Genomic DNA, 22,478 nt, shown 5'->3' on the forward strand with positions numbered 1-22,478 from the left:
TTAGCCGCGGAGCTCTTCGAACGCGGCCTGGAAGGCCCGGGCAACGCGGTCGCTGAACAGGACGAACTCCACGCGTTCAAGGCACGTTCCCGGATGGTTGCCCACGGCCTGCACCGCAGTGCGCGCGACGTCGTCTGCATCCCACCCGTAGACCCCGGCACTGATCGCGGGGAAGGCTATGGTCGCGGCGCCAATCCTCTCTGCCACGGCCAGGCTGTTGGCGAAGGCCTGCCGCAGCAGTTCCGGGTCCGTCTGCCCCGCCAGCGCATTGGGTCCCACGGTGTGGATCACCCAGCGGGCCGGAAGATTAAAGGCATCCGTGGCAACGGCCTGCCCCACCGGCAGCCCTTCCGGATAGTCGGTTTGCCGCAGGGCACGGCAGGCCTCGAGCAGCTGTCCTCCAGCTGCCCGGTGGATGGCGCCGTCCACTCCGCCGCCGCCCAGCAGAGACGAGTTGGCCGCGTTGACTATGGCGTCGACGTCGCGCGTTGTGATGTCTCCCTGCAGCAGCTCAATGTCCATTGGCACAGCCTTCCAGCCGCGTCCGCGCTCCGGCAACCCCGCGGCCATGCCCCGATCCCCACCTCGAGAGGCCAGTCACGGCTCTTTTGGCACCTCAAAAGAGCCGTAACTGGCCTCTCGTTTCGCCGAGGGGGTAAGTCGGAGAGAGGTACTCCGAAAATTTGAGAGAATAAGGTCATGCAGTCCATCCGTAACGGCAAGATGCCGTCAGCAAGCAATCCCGGCCGGGGTATCAGCCGCCAGATGGCCACGATCGGGACCACTGTCATGGTCTTCGTGTTCATTGTTGCCGTGCTTTTCGCCGCCAATGAGAACGACGTCGTTGGCTGGCTGGTGGTGATCATCTCCCTGGGCTGGCTGCTGCTGTTCGCCTTTGTTGTCTTCAGCATCCGCGGCGCGGCACGCAAAGCCAGCGCCAAGCTCGCCGAGGCACAGGATTCACTGAACCGTGCCGCCGGCGCCGCTCCTTCGGTCGAGGTCATGGACGAGGCGACCCTCATCCGCGACCAGAAACTTGATCACAGTTTCAAGATCATCCAGGTCCAGTCCAAGGTGATCCGTGACAACCTCGGCACCGACGCCGACCAGGTTGCCCGAGCCATCGAGACCATTGAGATCACAGCGCACAACGCCCGCGGAATGATGAAGAAGGATGACGGCGGCCCGGTCGAGGGCACCGTAGTCGACTAAGCCGCAGGCTGAGGCCGCACCGTACGAGCGGCGGCACCGCCGGAAACGAAAGCTACTGAGGGGTAAGGTATTTGGCGTGAGCATGGAATTGACCGGGGACCCCGGCCCTGAAAACGGAGCCTCGGCGCTGAGGATCGCAACCGTCAACGTGAACGGCATCCGGGCTGCGTACAAGCGCGGCATGGCCGACTGGCTGGCCGAACGCGGCATCGACATCCTCTGCCTCCAGGAAGTCCGTGCTCCCGACGCCATTGTCCGGGACCTGCTGGGCAGCGACTGGCACATCCTGCACGCCGAGGCGGAGGCCAAAGGCCGTGCCGGCGTGGCGATCGTGTCCCGCGCCGAGCCCGTGGCCGTCCGCGAGCACATCGGCGAAGACTACTTCGCCCTCTCCGGCCGCTGGGTTGAAGCCGACTTCAAGATCCCGGTCGACGGCGAGGAGAAGCTCCTCACCGTGGTCAGCGCCTACGTTCATTCCGGCGAGGCAGGCACCCCCAAGCAGGATGACAAGTACCGCTTCCTGGACGTCATGGCGGCACGTCTTCCGGTGCTCGCCGCCACCAGCGACTACGCGCTGATCGTGGGCGACCTGAACGTCGGCCACACAACGCTGGACATCAAGAACTGGAAGGGCAACGTCAAGCGGGCAGGATTCCTGCCCGAAGAGCGCGCCTACTTCGACCGTTTCTTCAGCGACGAGATCGGCTACGTGGACGTGGCCCGCAAGCTTGCCGGGGAAGTGCCCGGACCGTACACCTGGTGGTCCTGGCGCGGCCAGGCCTTCGACAACGACGCCGGCTGGCGCATCGATTACCACATGGCCACTCCCGCCCTCGCCGAGCGTGCCGTCAGCGCCGTCGTTGACCGCGCAGCCACGTACGACGCCCGTTTCTCCGACCACGCCCCCGTGGTCGTCGACTACAAGTTCTGAGGCACAAAAACATGACGCAGACCCCCGCCCGCCAGCGCATCCTCTCCGGGATGCAGCCCTCCGCGGATTCCCTTCACCTGGGCAATTACCTCGGTGCCCTGGTGAACTGGGTGCGCCTGCAGGAGCAGTACGACGCGTACTTCTTCATTCCGGACCTGCACGCGATCACCGTGCCGCAGGACCCGGCCGACCTTCGCCAGCGCACCCGTGTAACCGCAGCGCAGTACATCGCCGGCGGGGTGGACGTGGACAAGGCCACCCTGTTCGTCCAGTCCCAGGTGCCCGAACACGCCCAGCTGGCGTGGGTGCTGAACTGCCTGACCGGATTCGGCGAGGCGTCCAGGATGACGCAGTTCAAGGACAAGCAGCAGCGCTTCGGTGCGGACGCCGCCAGCGTCGGCCTGTTCACCTACCCCATCCTGCAGGTGGCTGACATCCTGCTGTACCACCCCCACGGCGTGCCGGTGGGCGAGGACCAGCGCCAGCACGTGGAACTCAGCCGGGATCTCGCGAAGCGTTTCAACACCCGCTACGGAGACACGTTCACCGTTCCGGAAGCCTTCATCCAGAAGGAATCCGCCAAGATCTACGACCTGCAGAACCCGGCAGCGAAGATGTCCAAGTCGGCCGAGTCCCAGGCGGGCCTGATTAACCTGCTGGACCCGGACAAGGTAATTGCCAAGCGGATCAAATCGGCCGTGACGGACGACGGGACGGAGATCCGGTTCGACCGGGAAGCCAAGCCCGGCGTCTCCAACCTGCTCTCCATCTACTCGCTGATCACCGGCCGGAGCATCGACACCCTGGTCAAGGAGTACGAAGGAAAGATGTACGGACACCTGAAGGTGGACCTGGCAGAGACCGTAACCGATCACATCCGTCCCATCCGGGAGCGGGCACTGGAGCTGCTGGACGACCCGGCGGAACTGGACCGGCTCCTGGCCAAGGGCGCGATGAAAGCCCGGGAAACGGCGTCGGCTACACTTGCCGATGTGTACGAGAAGATCGGTTTCCTCCCACTGGGTTCAACCGCCCGCTAAGCGCTCATGGGCTACACGAACTCCACCGTCCAGACCTCATCCGGCGCAGCCCGCGGCGGCGGCGAAAGGATGCCCGAAAGCCCTTGCTGGGTGGGGATTGTGATCCCGGTTCCCGAGCCCATGGCATCGGAGCTGCGGCGTGCCCGGGCCTCGTTCGGGGACCCCATGGCTTCGGTGATTCCGGCCCACATCACCCTGGTAACCACCACGCCGGCACCGGACTGGGAATCGGTCCTTGAGCACGTGCGTGCTGTGACTTCCGCCCAGGCGCCCTTCACGGTCACCCTGCGCGGGGCGGCCTCCTTCCGGCCGGTGACGCCCGTGGTCTACGTACAGGTCGAAGACGGGTTCTCCGAGTGCTCACAGCTCCACAAGGAGCTGCAGTCGGGGCCGCTGGACCATGAAAACACCTACCCGTACCACCCGCACGTCACGGTGGCGCACGACGTTTCCGAGGCCAGCATGGACAACGCCGTGGAGACGCTGCGTGACTACAGCGCGAGCTTCACCGTGGACCGGATCGGCGTGTTTGAACATGACCCGCACGGACTGTGGGTCCTGCGCGAGGAAATGGTCCTGCGAGGCCAAAGAAGAGGCTAGACCCCCTCCTCCCGGGCCTGCCGAAGGTAGATTCCGGCCCAGGCAGCGATAATCTCTGCTGCCCTGGTTGTCTGTTCCCTGTCCGGCATCAGATGGCTGGCGCCCTCCAGCGAGACGAAGCTGCGCGGATGGCGTGCAGCGTTGAAGATCTCCGAGGCGTTGTCGATTCCCACCGTCTCATCGGTGGGGGAGTGCATCACCAGCAGCGGCAGGTCCAGGGACTCGATGCATTCGCGCAGGTCGTGGCTGTGGAGGTCCTTGACCAGTTCCCGCCGGATGGTCAGCATCCGGCCGCCCAGCTCGACGTCGGCCGTCCCCTCCGCGGCAATGGTGTCCAGCTCGTCCTCGAACAGGTGGGCCACGTGGGAGGGCCGGAAAGGGGCCCCAATGGTCACCAGGGCGGCCAGGGAGTCTTCTCCGGCCGCGGCTGCGAGAGCCGCCGCTCCGCCGAGCGAGTGGCCGATCAGCAGGGTTGGCGGGCGGCCGGAGGAGCGCAGGAAATCCATGGCGTTGTGCAGGTCGGACACTTTGGTGGAGAAGGATCCGTCTTCCCAGGACCCGGTGGAACGGCCCAGCCCGGCCGCGTCGTACCGGAGCACCCCGATGCCGCGTTCTGCCAGCGCCTTGGAGATGCGTGAGGCCGCGGCGCTGTTCTTGCCCAGCGCGAACCCGTGGCAGAAAACCGCCCAGCCAAGCGCGTCCCCGTCCGGGACGTCCAGGGTGCCGGCCAGGGTGGTGCCGTTGACGCCGGTAAATGAAACAGATTCAAACTCTGGCATGGTCCCAACCCTATCGGCTGCCGAATCCTGTTCCGGACATGCAAAGGGCGGAGGAGCCGGAACTGAATCCGGTTCCTCCGCCCTTTGAAAAGCGGACTCGCCCCTGAACTAGATGGAGCGGTTCAGGATGGCCTGCTTGACCTCGGAGATGGCCTTGGTGACCTGGATGCCGCGGGGGCATGCTTCCGAGCAGTTGAAGGTGGTGCGGCAGCGCCACACGCCTTCCTTGTCGTTCAGGATTTCGAGGCGCATGTCTCCGGCGTCGTCACGGGAGTCGAAGATGAAGCGGTGCGCGTTCACGATCGCAGCCGGGCCGAAGTACTGTCCGTCGGTCCAGAAGACCGGGCACGAAGACGTGCAGGCAGCGCAGAGGATGCACTTGGTGGTGTCGTCGAAACGCTCGCGGTCCTCAGCGGACTGCAGGCGCTCCTTGGTGGGCTCGTGGCCCTTGGACACCAGGAACGGCATGATCTCGCGGTAGGACTGGAAGAACGGTTCCATGTCCACGATCAGGTCCTTTTCCACCGGCAGGCCCTTGATGGGCTCGACGAGGATGGGCTTGGACGTGTCCAGGTCCTTCAGCAGGGTCTTGCAGGCAAGGCGGTTGCGGCCGTTGATGCGCATGGCATCAGAACCGCAGACGCCGTGGGCGCAGGAACGGCGGAAGGAAACGGTGCCGTCGTGCTCCCACTTGACCTTGTGCAGGGCATCCAGCACACGGTCCGTGCCGTACATGGTCAGCGTCCACTCGTCCCAGTGGGCCTCGTCAGAGATTTCCGGGTTGTAGCGGCGCACCTTCAGCGTGATGTCGAAGGAGGGGATTTCACCGGCAGTTGATTCGGCCAGGTCAATCTTTGAGGCCGGCTCAGCGACTTCCGTTGTCATTAGTACTTCCTCACCATCGGCTCGTAGCGCGTGAAAATAACCGGCTTGGTATCGAGCCGGATGCCGGCCGTGTGCTCGGCGTTGTCGGCCTCATCGACCTTGTAGGCCATGGAGTGCAGCATGAACTTCTCGTCATCGCGCTCCGGGAAGTCTTCGCGGAAGTGGCCGCCGCGCGATTCCTCGCGGTGCAGGGCCGCCACCGACATGACCTTGGCCAGTTCCAGGAGGAAACCAAGCTCAACGGCTTCCAGCAGGTCAAGGTTGAAGCGCTTGCCCTTGTCCTGGACGTTGATCTTCTTGTAACGCTCTTCCAGATCAGCGATGTCGGAGAGCGTCTTCTGGATCGTCTCGGCCGTACGGAACACCTGCATGTTGGCATCCATGGTGTTCTGCAGGTCGCGGCGGATTTCGGAAACGCGCTCGGTGCCTTCGGAGTTGCGTACAACGTCCAGCAGGGCGATCGTGTCCGCTTCCGGATCCTCGGGCAGGTCGACGAAGTCGGCCTGCAGTGCGTACTCGGCAGCGTAGATGCCGGCGCGCTTGCCGAAGACGTTGATGTCCAGCAGGGAGTTGGTGCCCAGGCGGTTTGAACCGTGGACGGAGACGCAGGCAACCTCACCGGCTGCATAGAGTCCCGGGATCACGGTGTCGTTGTCCTGGAGGACCTCGGCCTTGATGTTGGTGGGGATGCCGCCCATGACGTAGTGCGCCGTCGGGAAGACGGGGACCGGCTCGGTGTAGGGCTCAACACCGAGGTAGGTGCGGGCGAACTCCGTGATGTCCGGGAGCTTGGCGTCGATGTGAGCCGGCTCCAGGTGCGTCAGGTCCAGCAGGACGTAGTCCTTGTTCGGGCCGCAGCCGCGGCCTTCGCGGACTTCGTTGGCCATAGAACGGGCCACGATGTCACGCGGAGCGAGGTCCTTGATGGTAGGCGCGTAGCGCTCCATGAAGCGCTCACCCTCGGAGTTGCGCAGGATCGCGCCTTCGCCGCGGGCGGCTTCGGAGAGCAGGATCCCCAGGCCGGCGAGGCCGGTCGGGTGGAACTGGATGAACTCCATGTCCTCCAGCGGGATGCCCTTGCGGAAGGCAATGCCCATGCCGTCACCGGTGAGGGTGTGGGCGTTGGAGGTGGTCTTGAAGACCTTGCCCGCACCGCCGGAGGCGAAGACCACGGACTTGGCCTGGAAGACGTGCAGCTCGCCGGTGGCGAGGTCGTAGGAGACGACGCCGGCAACGCGCTTCTGTCCGAAGCTGTCCTCGACGGTCAGCAGGTCCAGGACGTAGTACTCGTTGTAGAACTCAACGTTGTGCTTGACGCAGTTTTGGTACAGCGTCTGCAGGATCATGTGGCCCGTGCGGTCCGCGGCGTAGCAGGCGCGGCGTACGGGAGCCTTGCCGTGGTCGCGGGTGTGGCCGCCGAAGCGGCGCTGGTCGATCCGGCCTTCAGGCGTGCGGTTGAAGGGCAGGCCCATCTTTTCCAGGTCCAGCACGGCGTCGATGGCTTCCTTGGCCATGACCTCGGCGGCATCCTGGTCCACCAGGTAGTCGCCGCCCTTGACGGTGTCGAAGGTGTGCCATTCCCAGTTGTCTTCTTCTACGTTGGCCAATGCTGCGCACATGCCGCCCTGCGCTGCTCCCGTGTGGGAACGCGTGGGGTACAGCTTGGTCAGTACCGCCGTCCGAGCGCGCTGTCCGGATTCGATGGCGGCACGCATACCGGCGCCGCCGGCGCCGACAATGACGACGTCGTACTTATGGACCTGCATACCAGATGCTCTTTCTGTTGAAACTGTGTGTAGCTCTAAGGGAGTTGCTGCGGTGCCTGCCGGGCTAGGGTGCGGGGCAGAAGGACGGCAGCTGGTCCAGGGTCGCGTTGGCAGGGCACGGATCAAAGGTGAAGATCACGAGGGTGCCAAGCACGATGATGACGACGGTTGCGGAGTACAGCACCGTCTTGAGCCACATGCGGGTGGAGTTCTTCTCGGCGTAGTCGTTGATGATCGTGCGGACGCCGTTGGTTCCGTGGAGCATGGCCAGCCAGAGCATGACCAGGTCCCAGATCTGCCAGAGCGGGGAAGCCCACTTGCCGGCAACGAAACCGAAGTCAATCGCCTTGATGCCGTCGCCCAGCATCAGGTTCATAAAGAGGTGGGTGAAGATCAGGATGACCAGCAGCGCACCGGAGATACGCATGAACAGCCATGCGATCATCTCGAAGTTGCCCTTGCCGGACCCGTTGCGGGTGTACTTCGGCGAAATTCGTCCGGCCCGGGGGGCCTCAATTGAAGGAGTGCTCATGGCTTAGTGACCCCCGAAAACGATGGGAAGGTGGCGGATGGAGAAGCCGATCATGGTCACGACCCAAAGGCCGACAACGCCCCACAGCATCTGGCGCTGGTACTTGGGGCCCTTCTTCCAGAAGTCGATAAGAATCACCCGAAGGCCGTTGAAGGCGTGGAACACGATGGCGGCGACGAGGCCGAGCTCACCGAGACCCATGATGGGGTTCTTGTACGCTCCGATGACCACGTTGTAGGCCTCGGGCGACACGCGCACCAGCGAGGTATCCAGAACATGGACCAAAAGGAAGAAGAAGATCACCACGCCAGTAATTCGATGGGCCACCCATGACCACTGGCCTTCGCGGCCGCGGTAAAGCGTGCCTGCTGGTAACTTCGACACTGAATATTCCTCCCTGCATCGCAGCGGCGCTAGCGCGTCTTCCACGCAGTGATGACGCCGGCACGAGAGCACTTATAAGCTCAAGCATAATCTAGGTCCCGCTCGGAGCGGGATCAATTTAGGTTCCCCTACAGTGTGACCTGGCTTACACTCCGCAGTGCGCCCGGGGCAGCACGGACCCGTGTCCGCGCCGTGGCCGAGGGGACTCTCAGCTAACCTTGGCACTGATGAGTACTGAAATGACAAATGTGAACCCGGAATCGGCCGGCGCCGACGTCTTCGACCGCTTTTACGGCGTGATTCCGGCAGGGGGAGTGGGGACACGCCTCTGGCCGCTCTCCCGTGCTGCCGCACCGAAGTTCCTTCACGACCTCACCGGCTCCGGCTCCACCCTGATCCGGGCCACTTATGACCGCCTGGCTCCGCTCAGCGAAGACCGCGTGATGGTTGTCACCGGGCAGCTCCACCGTTCCGCCGTCCTCGCCCAGCTGCCGGAGATCCAGCAGGAGAACCTGGTGCTCGAGAGCGAGCCCAAGGACTCCGCGGCAGCGATCGGACTGGCAGCGGCGATCCTGTACCAGCGGGACCCGTCGATCATCATGGGTTCGTTCGCCGCAGACCAGGTGATCACCCCCGTGGAGGTGTTCCAGGAGACGGTCCGCGAGGCCATCCACACCGCCGCACAGGGTTACATCGTCACCATCGGCATTCATCCCACCCACCCGTCCACCGGCTTCGGCTACATCAAGGCCGGTGAAGCGCTGGAGATCGACGGCGCCCCGAGCGCCCACTCAGTGGTTGAATTCGTCGAAAAACCCTCGGAGGACACCGCCCGCGGCTACCTTCGCAGCGGCAACTACAGCTGGAACGCCGGCATGTTCGTGGCACCGGTGGCCCTGATGCTCAAGCACCTGCTGGCCAACGAGCCGGAGCTGCATGCGGGCCTGATGGAAATAGCCGAAGCCTGGGACACGGAGAACCGCCGCGAAGTGGTGCTTCGGGTCTGGCCCACGCTGCCCAAGACCGCCATTGACTACGCGGTGGCAGAACCGGCCGCCGCGGCCGGGGACGTCGCGATGATCCCCGGAATCTTCAGCTGGGACGACGTAGGCGACTTCGCCGCGATCGGCCGGCTGAACCCGGCGGCCGAGAACAGCGAGCTGACCGTTATGGGCGAGGGCGCCCGGGTGTACTCGGAAGACGCCTCGGGAATTGTCGTTTCGGATACCAAGCGGGTCATCGCCCTGATCGGCATCGAGGATGTAGTGATTGTCGACACCCCGGACGCCCTTCTGGTCACCACGAAGGACCACGCCCAGGAAGTAAAGAAGGCCGTGGAACACCTCAAGGCCAGCGGCGATACCGACGTCCTGTAGTTAAAGCAGTATCCGGAGTTCTGCAGCTCACGTAATTGGGCTGTGGGAAGTCTTAAAGTCATCCAGTTCCCGCAGACCAGCACAGGTTGGCTAACCTTGAATACGTGCAGACAACCCCACTTAGCAGCTCACCGGTACCGTCCATCAGGGGAAGTGTTGCCCCGATCCTGGGTGAGCTGATCGATTTCCGGCGGGACCTGCATTCGCATCCTGAACTTTCGCACAAGGAGTTCCGGACCACGGACCGGATCGTCGAAGCCCTGGAAGCTGCCGGACTGCAGCCCAAGCGGCTCGAGAACACCGGCGCCTACGTGGACATCGGGGACGGACCCATTGGCCTGGCACTGCGGGCGGACATCGACGCACTGCCTGTCCTTGAGGAGACCGGACTTCCGTACGCCTCCGTTAACACCGGAATTGCGCACGCCTGCGGGCATGACATCCACACGACCGTCATGCTGGGCGCGGCCCGGGTACTTGCCAGGCTTGATGTCGAGGGGGCCCTCGGCGGACGGATCCGGGTGGTTTTCCAGCCGGCCGAAGAAGTCATGCCCGGCGGTGCCCTGTCCGTGATTGAACAGGGCGTGCTTTCCGGCGTTCCGCGCATCCTTGCCCTGCACTGCGACCCGCGCGTCGACGTCGGGCAGGTCGGCACCCGCATCGGTGCCATTACCTCGGCCTCGGACACCATCCGGATTGAACTCTCAGGCCAGGGCGGACACACCTCGCGGCCGCACCTGACCCAGGATCTGGTTTTCGCGCTGAGCCAGATCGCTGTCAGCGTTCCCGCCATCCTGTCCCGGCGGATCGACGTCCGCAGCGGCGTATCCGTTGTCTGGGGCCAGATCCATGCGGGGTCCGCGCCGAATGCCATCCCCGGCCACGGTTTTATGGCGGGCACCATGCGCTGCCTTGATGCCGAGGCCTGGCATGCCGCGGGCGAACTGCTCGACGACGTGGTCCGCGAAGTTGCCGCGCCTTACGGCGTGGAGGTGGCGCTGGAACATACCCGCGGCGTGCCTCCGGTCATTAACTCCGAAGCCGAGACCGGGCTGATCGAGGCCTCCGCCCGCGCCGAGCTGGGGGAGGACTCAGTGGTCCTGACCCCGCAGTCGATGGGCGGGGAGGACTTTGCGTGGATGACCCAGGCCATCCCCGGCGCCATGATGCGCCTGGGTACCCGCACCCCGGGCGGGGAAACCTTCGACCTGCACCGCGGTGACTACAACCCGGACGAACTCGCGATCAGCTGCGGAGTCTCGGTCATGGCAGCCGCAGCGGTGCGCGCTGCACGCGGTCTCCGGCACTAGGACGAGGCCCTCGGCGGCGGCCTCGGCGGAGCCTTCACAAAGCCCCGATTGATAACAACATGTAAACAAATGTTCCCCAGGACACTTCTGCGCATAGTGGTTCGCAACACATGCACTATGGTTAGGTCTTGCTGCGCTCCATGAGGGAAGGAGCGCGCACCACACGCACCTGCGAAGGCCTTCCCGTCCGGCGGGCCGAGCCGCAGTCAAGGCGGTGGAAAACTTTTCTTTTCTGGAGGAACATTGAAGAATTTCCCGCGCGGCTTCAAGCGCAATGCCGGTGTATCCGCCGCCATGCTGGGCGCATCGGCGCTTCTGCTGGCCGGCTGCGGTGCCGCCCCGGAGGAAGACTCCGCATCCAGCGGTGAGGCAAGCGCCAACGGCGACTTCCTCGCATGCATGGTTTCGGACTCCGGTGGATTCGATGACCGTTCATTCAACCAGTCCGGCTTCGAAGGCCTGAAGGCTGCGGAGAAGGACCTCGGAATCGAAGTCAAGACGGCTGAGTCCCAGTCCGAGACCGACTTCGGACCGAACCTGGACTCCATGGTTGTCCAGAACGGCTGCGACATCACGGTCACCGTCGGCTTCCTACTGGCCGACGCCACGCAGGAAGTTGCTGCCGCCAACCCGGAGAGCCACTTCGCCATCATCGATGACAACTCCATCGAGCTGGATAACGTCAAGCCGATCATCTACGACACGGCCCAGGCTGCATTCCTGGCCGGCTACGTAGCTGCCGGCACGTCCGAGACCGGCAAGGTCGCCACCTACGGCGGCATCAACATCCCGACCGTGACCATCTTCATGGACGGCTTCGCTGACGGCGTTGCGTACTACAACGAGCAGAACGGCGCCGACGTCGAGGTCCTGGGCTGGAACAAGGCTGACCAGACCGGCTCCTTCATCGGCAACTTCACCGACACCGGTGCAGGCAAGACCACCACCGAGAACTTCATCAACGAAGGCGCCGACATCATCATGCCGGTGGCCGGACCGGTGGGTACCGGAACACTGGACGCTGTTGTCGAAGCCAACGCAGGCGGCGGCACCAACAAGGTGATCTGGGTCGACTCCGACGGCTTCGAGACCGCCGGCAACGGCAAGGAATACATCCTTACCTCCGTCATGAAGCTGATGGGCCAGGCTGTCGAGGACGTCATCACCACTGACGTCGAGGGCAACTTCGACGCCGAGCCGTACGTCGGCACGCTGGAGAACGGCGGCGTCACGCTGGCTCCGTTCCACGACCAGGAAGATGCTGTTCCTGCCGAGGTCAAGACTGCTGTAGATGAGATCAAGGCAAAGATCATCTCCGGCGAAATCACCGTAGAATCCGCTGCCAGCCCCAAGTAAACAGGGCACAGGCCGCATCTAACGGACCGCTGTGCGTCCGGCTGCGCTGCAGCCGGACGGCGGCGGTCCGTTCTGTTCCGGGTAATCTTCCATTTGGGGGTGCCCAAACACTCAGACACAAACAGATTGGTTGGGGTTGTGAAACTCGAACTCAAAGGCATTACCAAGCGCTTCGGCACCTTGGTTGCCAACGACCACATAGACCTGGTGATCGAGCCGGGGCAGGTCCACAGCCTGCTCGGTGAGAACGGGGCAGGCAAGTCAACACTGATGAACGTCCTGTACGGCCTCTACGAACCCACAGAGGGCGAAATCCTGGTCAACGGCAAACCCGTTGTCTTCTCAGGTCCCGGAGATGCCATGGCGGCAGGAATCGGAATGGTGCACCAGCACTTCATGCTGGTGCCCGTGTTCACCGTCGCCGAGAACGTCGCGCTGGGCAACGAGACCACCCGCGCCGGCGGCTCCCTGAACCTGGAAACCACGCGGACGCGCATCCGCCAGATCTCCGAACAGTACGGGTTCGACGTTGATCCCGACGCCGTCGTTGAGGATCTGCCGGTTGGCGTCCAGCAGCGGGTTGAAATCATCAAGGCCCTGATTCGGGACGCTGAAGTCCTGATCCTTGATGAGCCCACCGCCGTGCTGACTCCGCGGGAGACTGACGAGCTGCTGGCGATCATGCGCCAGCTGTGCGAGGACGGCAAGTCCGTTGTCTTCATTTCCCATAAGCTGCGCGAGGTAAAGGCCGTCTCCGACGTCATTACCGTGATCCGCCGCGGCAAGGTGGTCGGCGACGCTCCGCCGAGTGCCTCCACCACAGAACTCGCTTCCATGATGGTGGGCCGTTCGGTAAGCCTCAACCTGCAGAAGGAGCCGGCAAAGCTGGGCGAAGCGACGTTCCAGGTCCGCGACCTGGTGGTGCTTTCCGACACCGGCCAGGCCGTAGTGGACCACCTCAGCTTCGAAATCGCCAAGGGCGAGATCCTCGCCGTCGCGGGTGTCCAGGGCAATGGGCAGACTGAACTGACCGAAGCCATCATGGGCCTGCAGGACCACGTCACGGGATCGATCAAACTCGACGGCGAAGAACTCGTCGGCAAGCGCGTAGCCCAGATCATCGACGCCGGCGTCGGTTTTGTGCCCGAAGACCGCAGCGTGGACGGACTCGTGGGAACGTTCACAGTCGCCGAAAACCTGGTCCTGAACCGCTACAACAAAACGCCGTTCGCCAAGGGACTGTCCATGCGTCCGGCCGTCGTGGCCAGGAACGCGGCAGAGAAGATTGAAGAGTTCGACATCCGCACGCAGTCGGCAGAGGCCGCAGCGGGCACCCTGTCCGGCGGCAACCAGCAGAAGGTTGTCATGGCCCGGGAACTGTCCCGGCCCCTGTCCCTGTTCATTGCCTCCCAGCCCACCCGCGGCGTCGACGTCGGATCCATTGAGTTCCTGCACAAGCGCATCGTCGCCGAGCGCGACGGCGGCACACCGGTGATGATCGTTTCAACCGAACTGGATGAGGTCCTGGAACTGGCAGACCGGATCGCAGTGCTTTACAGCGGCCGGCTCATGGGCATTGTTCCGGGCAACACGTCGCGTGACGTGCTGGGCCTGATGATGGCCGGCATGAGCGCCGAAGATGCACTTTCGCACCAGAGCGAGATCGAGGGAGGGGCGCAGTGAGCCCGGAGGAAGCAAACAGGCAGCCGGGCGATCCAGCCCCCCGGAAAGAGGAAGCAGCCGCCGACGAGACGCGCCTGCTGACCGCTGCCGAAACCGCGGGCGGGGCACTGCCGCCGCCTGCCGTACGCGTGGCCGAAACCGAGCTCCATCCGGAAACGGGCAGTGAGTCCGTGCTGCGGCGCATCGTCACCGGCAACGCGCTGGTCTCGGTTCTGTCTGTGCTGATGGCACTGGTTGTCGGCGGCCTGCTGATCGCTCTTACTGACGAAGAGGTCGCGGAATCCGCAGGTTACTTCTTCAGCCGCCCCGGCGACATGCTGGGCGCTGCGTGGTCGGCAGCTTCGGGAGCGTATGTGGCGCTTTTCCAGGGATCGGTCTTCAACTTCGAAGCCGATACCTTCTCCCGGATGATCTACCCGTTGACCCAGACCCTGACGGTAGCCACCCCGCTGATCTGCGCCGGCCTTGGTGTTGCCCTCGCTTTCCGCGCGGGCCTGTTCAACATTGGTGCCCAGGGCCAGATCCTGATCGGCGCCACCCTTGCCGCCTGGGTCGGCTTCAGCTGGCACCTGCCGGTCGGCCTGCACCTGCTCATCGTGATCATTGCCGGAGCCGTCGGCGGTGCGCTCTGGGGCGGCATTGCCGGCCTGCTGAAGGCCCGGACCGGAGCACACGAGGTCATTGTGACCATCATGCTGAACTACATCGCGATCCAGCTGGTGCTCTTCCTGCTCACGACGCCCGGATTCCAGCGCCCCGGGTCCACCAACCCCATCAGCCCGCAGCTGGACGAGAGCGCCATGTTCCCGCCGCTGTTCGGTGCCGGCTTCCGCCTGCACTGGGGCTTCATCATGGCCATTGCTGCCACGGTCTTTATCTGGTGGCTGCTGAACCGCTCCACCGTGGGCTTTGAGCTCCGCGCAGTCGGCGCCAACCCCGCGGCTGCGCGCAACGCCGGCATCAACACCACCAAGGGCTACGTGATCGTCATGCTGATTGCCGGCGCCCTGGCAGGCCTGGCCGGTGTGGCCCAGGTATCGGGTACCGAAAAGGTGCTCACCTCCGGTGTTGCCGCCAGCTTCGGCTTTGACGCCATTACCGTTGCCCTGCTGGGCCGCTCTTCACCCTGGGGAACCTTCGCGGCAGGCCTGCTCTTTGGTGCCTTCCGCGCCGGCGGCGTCACCATGCAGACCAGCACCGGAACCAACATTGACATTGTCCTGGTGGTCCAGTCGCTGATCGTCCTGTTCATCGCCGCACCACCGCTGGTCCGGTCCCTGTTCAGGATCCCGCCGCCCGGAGCCTTCAAGACCTCCGGCAAGCGCATGACCAAAAAAGCCGATGCAGCGCAAGGAGCAGCATGAGCACCGCAACAACTCTCGCCTCCAAGGGGCGGCCGGCAGACCTGCAGGCTCTCCGCAGCTGGAAGACTCCGATCATCCTCGGCGTCCTGGCGGTCCTGGCGTTCATCACCTTTGGCCTGGGATCTCCGGCCAGTGAAGTCACCTTCCGCCTGACAGACGCCAACGCAGCCATCCAGCTGCCCAACATTGTGGTTTCAGCGCCGGTCCTGGGCTGGATTGCCTCGGTTGTCCTGCTCGCCTCGGCTGCCTACGCGTTTATCCTGGTCAACCGCTACCAGCACATCCCGGGATGGCTGATCGCCGTCTTCGCGGTGTTCTTCATTGCCGCGTTCCTTACCTGGGCGGTGGGCAGCGCCCGCAGCCCCAGCGTGGCCCTCTACGGCCTGCTGGCCGGCTCCTTCACGCTGGCGTTTCCGCTGATCTTCGGCTCGCTTTCCGGCGTGCTGTGCGAGCGCTCCGGCGTCGTCAACATTGCCATTGAGGGTCAGCTGCTGTTCGGCGCCTTTGCTGCCGCGGTAGCTGGCTCCCTGTCCGGAAATGCCTTTGTTGGACTCTTCGCTGCGGCCATCGCCGGTGTGCTGGTTTCTCTGGTGCTCGCCGTGTTCAGCATCAAGTACATCGTGAACCAGGTGATCGTCGGCGTCGTGCTGAACGTGCTGGTCTCCGGCCTAACCGGGTTCCTCTTCTCCACCGTGCTCAGTGCGGACTCGGCCAAGTGGAACTCGCCACCTCGCCTGGACAAGATCCCGATTCCGCTGCTTTCGGATATTCCGATCCTTGGCCCGATCCTGTTCGACCAGTCCGTGATCGGCTACCTGATGTACGTTGCCGTCGCGGCGATCTACTTCGGACTGTTCCACACCAAGTGGGGCCTGCGGACCCGTGCCGTTGGCGAGCACCCCAAGGCCGCGGACACCGTGGGCATCAACGTGAACCGCATGCGGTTCTGGAACGTGCTGCTCGCAGGTGCCGTTGCCGGCGTCGGCGGTGCGTTCTTCACCCTCGTGTCGGTGTCCTCCTTCAACCGGGACATGACCTCCGGCCAGGGCTACATTGCCCTTGCCGCGCTGATCCTCGGCCGCTGGAACCCGATCGGTGCGCTCTTCGCAGCGCTGCTGTTCGGCTTCGCCTCCAACCTGCAGTCCGTGCTCAGCCTCCTCGGCACTCCGGTGCCAAACCAGTTCCTGGCCATGCTGCCCTACGTGGTGACCATCTTCGCCGTCGCCGGTGTAGTCGGTAAGTCCAGGGCGCCTGCGGCCAGCGGTATCCCATACATCAAGAGCTGATCCCCGCTCCAACCAGGAACAGAAGGACATACAGATGAACGCAGTTACCCCTGCGCCTGAAATTGACTGGAACGCCCTGCAGGACGCGGCCCGGGAAGCAATGGCCCATGCCTACGTTCCCTACTCCCGATACCCCGTGGGAGCAGCCGCACTGACCGATGACGGCCGGATTGTCTCCGGCTGCAACATCGAAAACGCCAGCTACGGCCTGACCCTGTGCGCCGAGTGCTCCATGATCAGCCAGCTGAACATGACCGGCGGCGGGCGCCTCGTGGCATTCACCTGCGTGGACGGCGAAGGCGAAACCCTGATGCCGTGCGGGCGCTGCCGCCAGCTGCTCTACGAATTCCGGGCACCGGGCATGCAGCTGCTGACCGTGAGCGGAATTCGGACAATGGATGAAGTGCTGCCCGATGCCTTCGGGCCGCAGCACCTGGAAGGGCAGGCAGAGAAGTGAGCGAACGTTTTGACGCCGTAGACATCATCAGGGTGAAGCGGGACCGCGGGACCCTCAGCCCCGAGCAGATCGACTGGACAATCGATGCGTACACCCGCGGAGTGATCGCCGACGAGCAGATGGCCGCCCTGAACATGGCGATCCTGCTCAACGGCATGGACCGGGAGGAAATCTCCCGGTGGACCGCTGCCATGATCGCCTCCGGTGAGCGCATGGACTTCTCCTCGCTGGGCAAGCCGACCTCGGACAAGCACTCCACCGGCGGTGTGGGGGACAAGATCACCCTGCCGCTGGCACCGCTCGTGGCAGTCTTCGGGGTGGCCGTACCGCAGCTCTCCGGCCGCGGCCTCGGCCACACCGGAGGCACGCTGGACAAGCTCGAGGCGATTCCCGGCTGGCGTGCGGCACTGAGCAACGACGAGATGATGGCCCAGCTTGCCGACGTCGGCGCCGTGATCTGCGCTGCCGGCGCGGGCCTGGCCCCGGCGGACAAGAAGCTCTATGCCCTGCGCGACGTGACGGCCACGGTGGAAGCCATTCCGCTGATCGCGTCTTCCATCATGAGCAAGAAGATCGCAGAGGGAACCGGCTCGCTGGTCCTGGACGTGAAAGTTGGTTCGGGGGCGTTCATGAAGAACGTGGACGACGCCCGCGAGCTGGCGCAGACGATGGTCACACTCGGTAAAGACGCCGGCGTAAACACTGTGGCGTTCCTCACGAACATGGCCACCCCGCTGGGCCTGACCGCGGGCAACGCGATCGAGGTCCAGGAGTCCGTGGACGTGCTCGCCGGCGGCGGCCCGTCCGACGTCGTCGAGCTCACCGTGGCCCTGGCCAAGGAGATGCTCACCGCGGCGGGACAGCCCGACGCCGATCCTGCCGCTGCGCTGAAGGACGGCCGGGCGATGGACGTGTGGCGCCGGATGATCTCCGCCCAGGGCGGAGACCCGGACGCCGAGCTGCCCGTCGCACGGGAATCGGAGACCATCACGGCCTCCGCTGACGGTGTGCTCACCGAGCTGGACGCCCTGTCCGTAGGTGTTGCCGCCTGGCGCCTCGGCGCCGGACGGGCGCGGAAGGAAGACGCCGTGCAGGCCGGGGCGGGCGTGCGGCTGCATGCCAAGCCCGGTGACACGGTTAAGGCCGGGCAGCCGCTGATGACGCTGCTGACGGACACCCCGGAGAAGTTCGAGCGGGCGAAGGAAGCACTGGAAGGCGCGGCCGTTATTGCACCTCAGGCCTCCGAGCTGCAGCCGCTGATCATCGACCGGATCAGCTAGCCCCCATCAACGAGATGACAGAAACTGCCCGTATGAGCTCTCATACGGGCAGTTTTCTGTTCTCTCGATGAGGGGGAAGGCGGCGGGGGAGCGAGGGGACTCAGGGTTCAGGCAGGGGGCTCTCAGGGTCTTCTGAGGGAAATGCCCGGTGACGGGCACTGATCCGGAAGTGGCATCGTTGTAGATGACAGAAACCGACCCGAGGAGTGCCGCCCATTGGACGTTCTCAACGCCGTGATGGACAACATCAACAACTTCGTCCTGACGTACTCAGGCGCCCCCTGGGTTTACCTGGTGCTCTTCGCGTGCTGCCTGCTGGACGGTTTCTTCCCGCCCATCCCCAGCGAATCGCTGGTAGTGGGACTCTCCGCACTGGTGTTCCTGGACGGCGGACCGAACGTCTGGCTGATCGTCCTCTCCGCTGCAGCGGGTGCCTTCGTCGGGGACAACATCGCCTACGCCCTGGGCCGGACACTGCGCACTGACAGGTACCGCTGGATGCGGGGACCGCGGATGCAGCGCGGCTTCGTCTGGGCCGGCCGCGAGCTGGAAAAGCGTGCAGTGTCCCTGATCCTGATTGCCCGGTTCATCCCGGTGGGCCGCGTAGTGGTCAACCTGACCGCGGGCGCCACCCGCTTCCCCCGCCGCATGTTCGTGGCCCTGACCGGCATGTCGGCGATCCTCTGGGCCGCGTACTCCGTGGCAATCGGCGCCCTCGCCGGAGCCTGGTTCAAGGAGAACCACCTGCTCGCCGTCGTGGTGGCCATCGCCGCCGCGCTGGTCCTTGGGCTGATCATCGACCGCATCATTGCCAAGCTGCGCGGTCCGACGCCGATCCGCACCCGCGAACCGCTCGAAGAGCGCGTCAACTCCGAGCCCTAAGCGCACCCCTCGGCCCTCACGTAGAGTTGGCATGTGACTGAGCCCATTACACATCCCGCCGCCCTTTCCAGCTTCGACATCCGCGTCCTGCCCAAGGTTTCGCTGCACGACCACCTTGACGGCGGGCTGCGCCCGGCCACCATCGTGGAGCTTGCCGAAGCCGTTGGCCACACGCTGCCGTCCACCGATCCCGTCGCCCTGGGGGAGTGGTTCCGCGAATCCGCCAACTCCGGTTCACTGGTCCGCTACCTTGAAACCTTCGACCACACCATTGCCGTCATGCAGACCCGCGAGGGCCTCTCCCGCGTTGCCCGCGAGTTCGTTGAGGACCTGGTGGAGGACGGCGTGGTCTACGCCGAAGTCCGCTGGGCACCGGAGCAGCACCTCGCCGCCGGCCTGAGCCTGGACGAGGCCGTTGAAGCCGTGCAGGAAGGCCTGGAAGCCGGCGTGGCAGCAGCTGAGGCCAGCGGCCGCCTGATCCAGGTGGGCCAGCTGATCACCGCCATGCGCCACGGCGACCGCGGCATGGAAATTGCTGAACTCGCCGTCCGCCACCGCGACCGCGGCGCCGTCGGCTTCGATATCGCCGGTGCCGAGGACGGGTTCCCGCCGTCGCGCTTCAAGGACGCTTTCACCTACCTCGCCGAGCAGATGTTCCCCGTGACCGTCCACGCAGGCGAAGCCGCCGGCGTCGAGAGCATCAGCGACGCGCTCGTGCACGGGCGCGCCCTCCGGCTGGGCCACGGTGTCCGCATCGCCGAGGACATTGAAGTTGACTTCGAAGACGAGGAAGCGCCCGACGCCGGCGAGGACACCTCGGTGGGCATGGTCACCCTGGGTGACGTGGCCGCCTGGGTCCGGGACCGCGGAATCGCACTGGAAATCTGCCCGTCCTCGAACCTGCAGACCGGCGCCGTTGAATCCTTCGGGCCGGACATTGAGTCCCACCCGATCGACCTGCTGTTCCAGACCGGGTTCGTGGTCACCGTCAACACCGACAACCGGCTCATGAGCGGCGTCAGCCTCACGGACGAGTTCGAACTGCTCGCGGCCACCTTCGGCTACGACCTGGACGACCTGCTGGAACTGACCCTGAACGCTGCCAACGCAGCCTTCCTTCCCCTGGAAGAACGGGCAGTGCTCGCGGAGTACATCACCGAAGGCTTCAACAACGCCCGTGACTGATTCCCTGAACGGCAGCGGCGGCCCGGGCCCGGCGTTCGCGCGCCTGGCCCAGGTCGTCGCGCAGCTGCGCGAACGCTGCCCCTGGACCCGGGCGCTGACCCATGAATCCCTCCTCGAGTACCTGCTCGAGGAAAGCTATGAGGTCATCGAAGCCGTTGAAACCGGGCACACCCGGCCGGAAGACGCCCGGGAACTCAGCGGAGAGCTGGGCGACCTTCTTTTCCAGGTGCTGCTGCACGCCCGCCTCCAGGAGGAATCCGGCAGTTTCTCGATCGACGACGTCGTTACCGGGCTGACGGAGAAATTGATCCGCCGCAATCCGCACGTCTTCCGCCCGGACGGTTCGCTGCAGGACTCCACCACCGGGGACACCGCGGAAATTGAACGGGCCTGGGACGCCGCCAAGAAAACCGAAAAACCGCAGCGCAGCACGCCGTTCGAAGGCGTCCCGGCCGCGCTCCCTGCCCTGGCACTGGCAGCCAAGACGCAGGAACGTGCCCGCCGCGCCGGACTCGTTATTCCCCCGGCCGAATCCGGACTGCCGGACTTCGAGGGGGAGGAAGAGCTCGGCGCACTGCTCTTCGAAGCAGTCCGCCAGGCCGGTGAACAGGGACTCGATCCCGAAGCCGCACTGCGCCGCGCAGTCCGCCGTTTCACGGCACAAGGCCCCGGCGCTGCCGATTGACGCCCCGAGTCCTTACTCCTAAGCCGGATTCCACTAGGCTTGGAGCAGACAGCGTGGTCCCCGTCATAGGCCTGGCTGTAGTTACCAACCCAAGTTCCAATGAACAGGAGCATTCCCATGGCCATCATTGATGCCATCCACGCCCGCGAGATCCTCGATTCCCGAGGAAATCCGACCGTCGAGGTCGAGGTACTGCTCGACGACGACACGTTCGGCCGGGCCGCCGTGCCCTCCGGCGCTTCCACCGGCGCATTTGAGGCCAACGAGCGCCGTGACGGGGAAAAGGACCGCTACCAGGGCAAGGGCGTGCTGCAGGCCGTCGAAGCCGTGATTGACCAGATCCAGCCCGCACTGCTGGGTTTCGACGCTGCTGACCAGCGCGCGATCGACCAGGCCATGATCGACCTGGACGGAACCGAGAACAAGTCCGGGCTGGGCGCCAACGCCATCCTGGGTGTCTCCCTCGCCGTCGCCCGCGCTGCCGCTGAATCCGCTGCCCTGCCGCTCTACCGCTACCTCGGCGGCCCGAACGCGCACATCCTGCCCGTGCCGCTGATGAACATCCTCAACGGCGGCTCCCACGCCGACTCCGACGTGGACATCCAGGAGTTCATGATCGTTCCCCTGGGCGCCGAAACCTACTCCGAGGGCCTGCGCTGGGGCGTTGAGGTCTACCACAACCTCAAGTCCGTGCTGAAGGAACAGGGCCTGTCCACCGGCCTGGGTGACGAAGGCGGCTTCGCCCCGAACCTGCCCTCCAACCGTGCAGCCCTGGACCTGATCCTCGAGGCCATCAAGCGCGCCGGCTACGAGCCCGGCCGCGACATTGCACTGGCACTGGACGTCGCGTCCTCCGAGTTCTTCAAGGACGGCGCGTACGTCTTCGAAGGCCAGAACCGCAGCGCCGAGGAAATGTCCGCGTACTACGAGGAACTGGTGCGCGACTACCCGCTGGTCTCCATCGAGGATCCGCTGGACGAGAACGACTGGGAAGGCTGGAGCTCGCTGACCGCCCGCCTGGGGGACAAGGTGCAGCTGGTCGGCGACGACCTGTTCGTCACCAACCCTGCACGCCTGGAGACCGGCATCAAGCAGAACGCCGCAAACTCCCTGCTGGTAAAGGTCAACCAGATCGGCACGCTCTCCGAAACCCTGGATGCCATCACCATGGCCCAGCGCGCCGGCTACACCACCATTACCTCGCACCGCTCCGGTGAAACCGAAGACACCACGATTGCTGACATCTGCGTTGCCACCAACGCAGGGCAGATCAAGACCGGTGCCCCGGCCCGCTCCGAGCGCGTCGCGAAGTACAACCAGCTGCTGCGCATCGAAGAAGAGCTCGACGACGCCGCACGCTACGCAGGACGCAGCGCTTTCCCGCGTTTCACGGCCTAATAACTCCGCCTCCGGTGGGTACCCTCGAATATGGGGGTGCCCACCGGCGCTGTTTTCGGTCCTGCATGGTCCTTCCCTGCACTGATC

General features: G+C 64.6%; 22 protein-coding genes. 16 read left to right on the forward strand and 6 right to left on the reverse strand.

What is annotated here, in order from left to right; genetic code table 11:
- Positions 1–522: an O-acetyl-ADP-ribose deacetylase gene (locus NGB94_RS09790; RefSeq protein WP_325790432.1), complete on the reverse strand. Its 522-nt coding sequence runs from the start codon at positions 520–522 to the stop codon at positions 1–3.
- Positions 523–699: 177 nt separating this feature from the next.
- On the opposite strand from NGB94_RS09790, the gene NGB94_RS09795 reads away from it, so the two are divergent.
- From NGB94_RS09795 to NGB94_RS09810, 4 genes are all read left to right on the forward strand, one after another.
- On the forward strand, positions 700–1,212 hold the full coding sequence (locus tag NGB94_RS09795; RefSeq protein WP_325790433.1) for a hypothetical protein: 513 nt from the start codon (positions 700–702) through the stop codon (positions 1,210–1,212).
- 82 nt (positions 1,213–1,294) lie between these two features.
- The gene (locus NGB94_RS09800) at positions 1,295–2,143 is read left to right on the forward strand and encodes an exodeoxyribonuclease III (RefSeq protein ID WP_325790501.1); all 849 of its coding nucleotides are present in this window, start codon (positions 1,295–1,297) and stop codon (positions 2,141–2,143) included.
- Between the two features lie 11 nt (positions 2,144–2,154).
- Positions 2,155–3,183: a tryptophan--tRNA ligase gene (gene trpS, locus NGB94_RS09805; protein ID WP_325790434.1), complete on the forward strand. Its 1,029-nt coding sequence runs from the start codon at positions 2,155–2,157 to the stop codon at positions 3,181–3,183.
- 90 nt (positions 3,184–3,273) lie between these two features.
- On the forward strand, positions 3,274–3,783 hold the full coding sequence (locus NGB94_RS09810; RefSeq protein ID WP_325790435.1) for a 2'-5' RNA ligase family protein: 510 nt from the start codon (positions 3,274–3,276) through the stop codon (positions 3,781–3,783).
- Here NGB94_RS09810 and NGB94_RS09815 read toward each other — a convergent pair.
- From NGB94_RS09815 to sdhC, 5 genes are all read right to left on the reverse strand, one after another.
- Positions 3,780–4,562 (reverse strand): alpha/beta hydrolase, encoded by a 783-nt coding sequence (locus tag NGB94_RS09815; protein ID WP_325790437.1) that lies wholly within the window; start codon positions 4,560–4,562, stop codon positions 3,780–3,782. The genes NGB94_RS09810 and NGB94_RS09815 overlap by 4 nt on opposite strands.
- 108 nt (positions 4,563–4,670) lie before the next feature.
- Positions 4,671–5,447: a succinate dehydrogenase iron-sulfur subunit gene (locus tag NGB94_RS09820; protein ID WP_152228750.1), complete on the reverse strand. Its 777-nt coding sequence runs from the start codon at positions 5,445–5,447 to the stop codon at positions 4,671–4,673.
- Positions 5,447–7,213 carry a succinate dehydrogenase flavoprotein subunit gene (gene sdhA / locus NGB94_RS09825; RefSeq protein ID WP_152228749.1) on the reverse strand — a complete coding sequence of 589 codons (1,767 nt, stop codon included), beginning with the start codon at positions 7,211–7,213 and terminating at the stop codon, positions 5,447–5,449. The genes NGB94_RS09820 and sdhA overlap by 1 nt, the downstream gene beginning before the upstream one ends.
- Positions 7,214–7,277: 64 nt before the next feature.
- Positions 7,278–7,745 carry a succinate dehydrogenase hydrophobic membrane anchor subunit gene (locus tag NGB94_RS09830; protein ID WP_325790439.1) on the reverse strand — a complete coding sequence of 156 codons (468 nt, stop codon included), beginning with the start codon at positions 7,743–7,745 and terminating at the stop codon, positions 7,278–7,280.
- Positions 7,746–7,748: 3 nt separating this feature from the next.
- Entirely contained in the window at positions 7,749–8,129 is a 381-nt protein-coding gene (gene sdhC, locus NGB94_RS09835; RefSeq protein WP_055240212.1) for a succinate dehydrogenase, cytochrome b556 subunit, read from the reverse strand.
- 227 nt (positions 8,130–8,356) lie between these two features.
- On the opposite strand from sdhC, the gene NGB94_RS09840 reads away from it, so the two are divergent.
- From NGB94_RS09840 to eno, 12 genes are all read left to right on the forward strand, one after another.
- A complete protein-coding gene (locus NGB94_RS09840) occupies positions 8,357–9,505 on the forward strand; it encodes a mannose-1-phosphate guanylyltransferase (RefSeq protein WP_325790440.1) in 1,149 nt (382 codons plus the stop codon).
- Between the two features lie 104 nt (positions 9,506–9,609).
- Positions 9,610–10,815 (forward strand): amidohydrolase, encoded by a 1,206-nt coding sequence (locus NGB94_RS09845; RefSeq protein WP_418910634.1) that lies wholly within the window; start codon positions 9,610–9,612, stop codon positions 10,813–10,815.
- Positions 10,816–11,058: 243 nt separating this feature from the next.
- The gene (locus tag NGB94_RS09850; protein WP_418910635.1) at positions 11,059–12,171 is read left to right on the forward strand and encodes a BMP family lipoprotein; all 1,113 of its coding nucleotides are present in this window, start codon (positions 11,059–11,061) and stop codon (positions 12,169–12,171) included.
- A 138-nt stretch (positions 12,172–12,309) separates the two neighbouring features.
- On the forward strand, positions 12,310–13,854 hold the full coding sequence (locus tag NGB94_RS09855; protein WP_325790441.1) for an ABC transporter ATP-binding protein: 1,545 nt from the start codon (positions 12,310–12,312) through the stop codon (positions 13,852–13,854).
- Complete coding sequence (locus NGB94_RS09860) at positions 13,851–15,218, forward strand: ABC transporter permease (RefSeq protein WP_418910636.1); 1,368 nt, start codon at positions 13,851–13,853, stop codon at positions 15,216–15,218. The genes NGB94_RS09855 and NGB94_RS09860 overlap by 4 nt, the downstream gene beginning before the upstream one ends.
- A complete protein-coding gene (locus NGB94_RS09865) occupies positions 15,215–16,504 on the forward strand; it encodes an ABC transporter permease (RefSeq protein WP_325790442.1) in 1,290 nt (429 codons plus the stop codon). The genes NGB94_RS09860 and NGB94_RS09865 overlap by 4 nt, the downstream gene beginning before the upstream one ends.
- Positions 16,505–16,532: 28 nt before the next feature.
- Positions 16,533–16,961 (forward strand): cytidine deaminase, encoded by a 429-nt coding sequence (locus NGB94_RS09870; RefSeq protein ID WP_418910640.1) that lies wholly within the window; start codon positions 16,533–16,535, stop codon positions 16,959–16,961.
- Positions 16,958–18,241, forward strand: coding sequence for a thymidine phosphorylase (locus NGB94_RS09875; protein WP_325790444.1), 1,284 nt, complete (start codon positions 16,958–16,960; stop codon positions 18,239–18,241). The genes NGB94_RS09870 and NGB94_RS09875 overlap by 4 nt, the downstream gene beginning before the upstream one ends.
- Before the next feature lie 237 nt (positions 18,242–18,478).
- Positions 18,479–19,123, forward strand: a complete 645-nt coding sequence (locus tag NGB94_RS09880; RefSeq protein ID WP_325790505.1) for a DedA family protein — start codon at positions 18,479–18,481, stop codon at positions 19,121–19,123.
- Between the two features lie 33 nt (positions 19,124–19,156).
- Complete coding sequence (locus NGB94_RS09885; protein ID WP_325790445.1) at positions 19,157–20,308, forward strand: adenosine deaminase; 1,152 nt, start codon at positions 19,157–19,159, stop codon at positions 20,306–20,308.
- Positions 20,301–20,993, forward strand: a complete 693-nt coding sequence (locus NGB94_RS09890; RefSeq protein WP_325790446.1) for a MazG nucleotide pyrophosphohydrolase domain-containing protein — start codon at positions 20,301–20,303, stop codon at positions 20,991–20,993. The genes NGB94_RS09885 and NGB94_RS09890 overlap by 8 nt, the downstream gene beginning before the upstream one ends.
- 117 nt (positions 20,994–21,110) lie before the next feature.
- Positions 21,111–22,391, forward strand: a complete 1,281-nt coding sequence (gene eno / locus NGB94_RS09895; protein WP_325790447.1) for a phosphopyruvate hydratase — start codon at positions 21,111–21,113, stop codon at positions 22,389–22,391.
- Positions 22,392–22,478: the final 87 nt, after the last annotated feature.

The sequence above is a fragment of the Arthrobacter koreensis genome (assembly GCF_035792275.1).
GTDB lineage: Bacteria > Actinomycetota > Actinomycetes > Actinomycetales > Micrococcaceae > Arthrobacter_B > Arthrobacter_B koreensis_A.

What these genes read in the sequence shown, in the direction of transcription:
- NGB94_RS09790 (WP_325790432.1), bottom strand. Translation starts at nt 522, where the DNA reads ATGGACATTGAGCTGCTGCAGGGAGACATCACAACGCGCGACGTCGAC.
- NGB94_RS09795 (WP_325790433.1), top strand. Translation starts at nt 700, where the DNA reads ATGCAGTCCATCCGTAACGGCAAGATGCCGTCAGCAAGCAATCCCGGC.
- NGB94_RS09800 (WP_325790501.1), top strand. Translation starts at nt 1,295, where the DNA reads ATGGAATTGACCGGGGACCCCGGCCCTGAAAACGGAGCCTCGGCGCTG.
- trpS (WP_325790434.1), top strand. Translation starts at nt 2,155, where the DNA reads ATGACGCAGACCCCCGCCCGCCAGCGCATCCTCTCCGGGATGCAGCCC.
- NGB94_RS09815 (WP_325790437.1), bottom strand. Translation starts at nt 4,562, where the DNA reads ATGCCAGAGTTTGAATCTGTTTCATTTACCGGCGTCAACGGCACCACC.
- NGB94_RS09820 (WP_152228750.1), bottom strand. Translation starts at nt 5,447, where the DNA reads ATGACAACGGAAGTCGCTGAGCCGGCCTCAAAGATTGACCTGGCCGAA.
- sdhA (WP_152228749.1), bottom strand. Translation starts at nt 7,213, where the DNA reads ATGCAGGTCCATAAGTACGACGTCGTCATTGTCGGCGCCGGCGGCGCC.
- NGB94_RS09830 (WP_325790439.1), bottom strand. Translation starts at nt 7,745, where the DNA reads ATGAGCACTCCTTCAATTGAGGCCCCCCGGGCCGGACGAATTTCGCCG.
- NGB94_RS09840 (WP_325790440.1), top strand. Translation starts at nt 8,357, where the DNA reads ATGAGTACTGAAATGACAAATGTGAACCCGGAATCGGCCGGCGCCGAC.
- NGB94_RS09865 (WP_325790442.1), top strand. Translation starts at nt 15,215, where the DNA reads ATGAGCACCGCAACAACTCTCGCCTCCAAGGGGCGGCCGGCAGACCTG.
- NGB94_RS09880 (WP_325790505.1), top strand. Translation starts at nt 18,479, where the DNA reads ATGGACAACATCAACAACTTCGTCCTGACGTACTCAGGCGCCCCCTGG.
- eno (WP_325790447.1), top strand. Translation starts at nt 21,111, where the DNA reads ATGGCCATCATTGATGCCATCCACGCCCGCGAGATCCTCGATTCCCGA.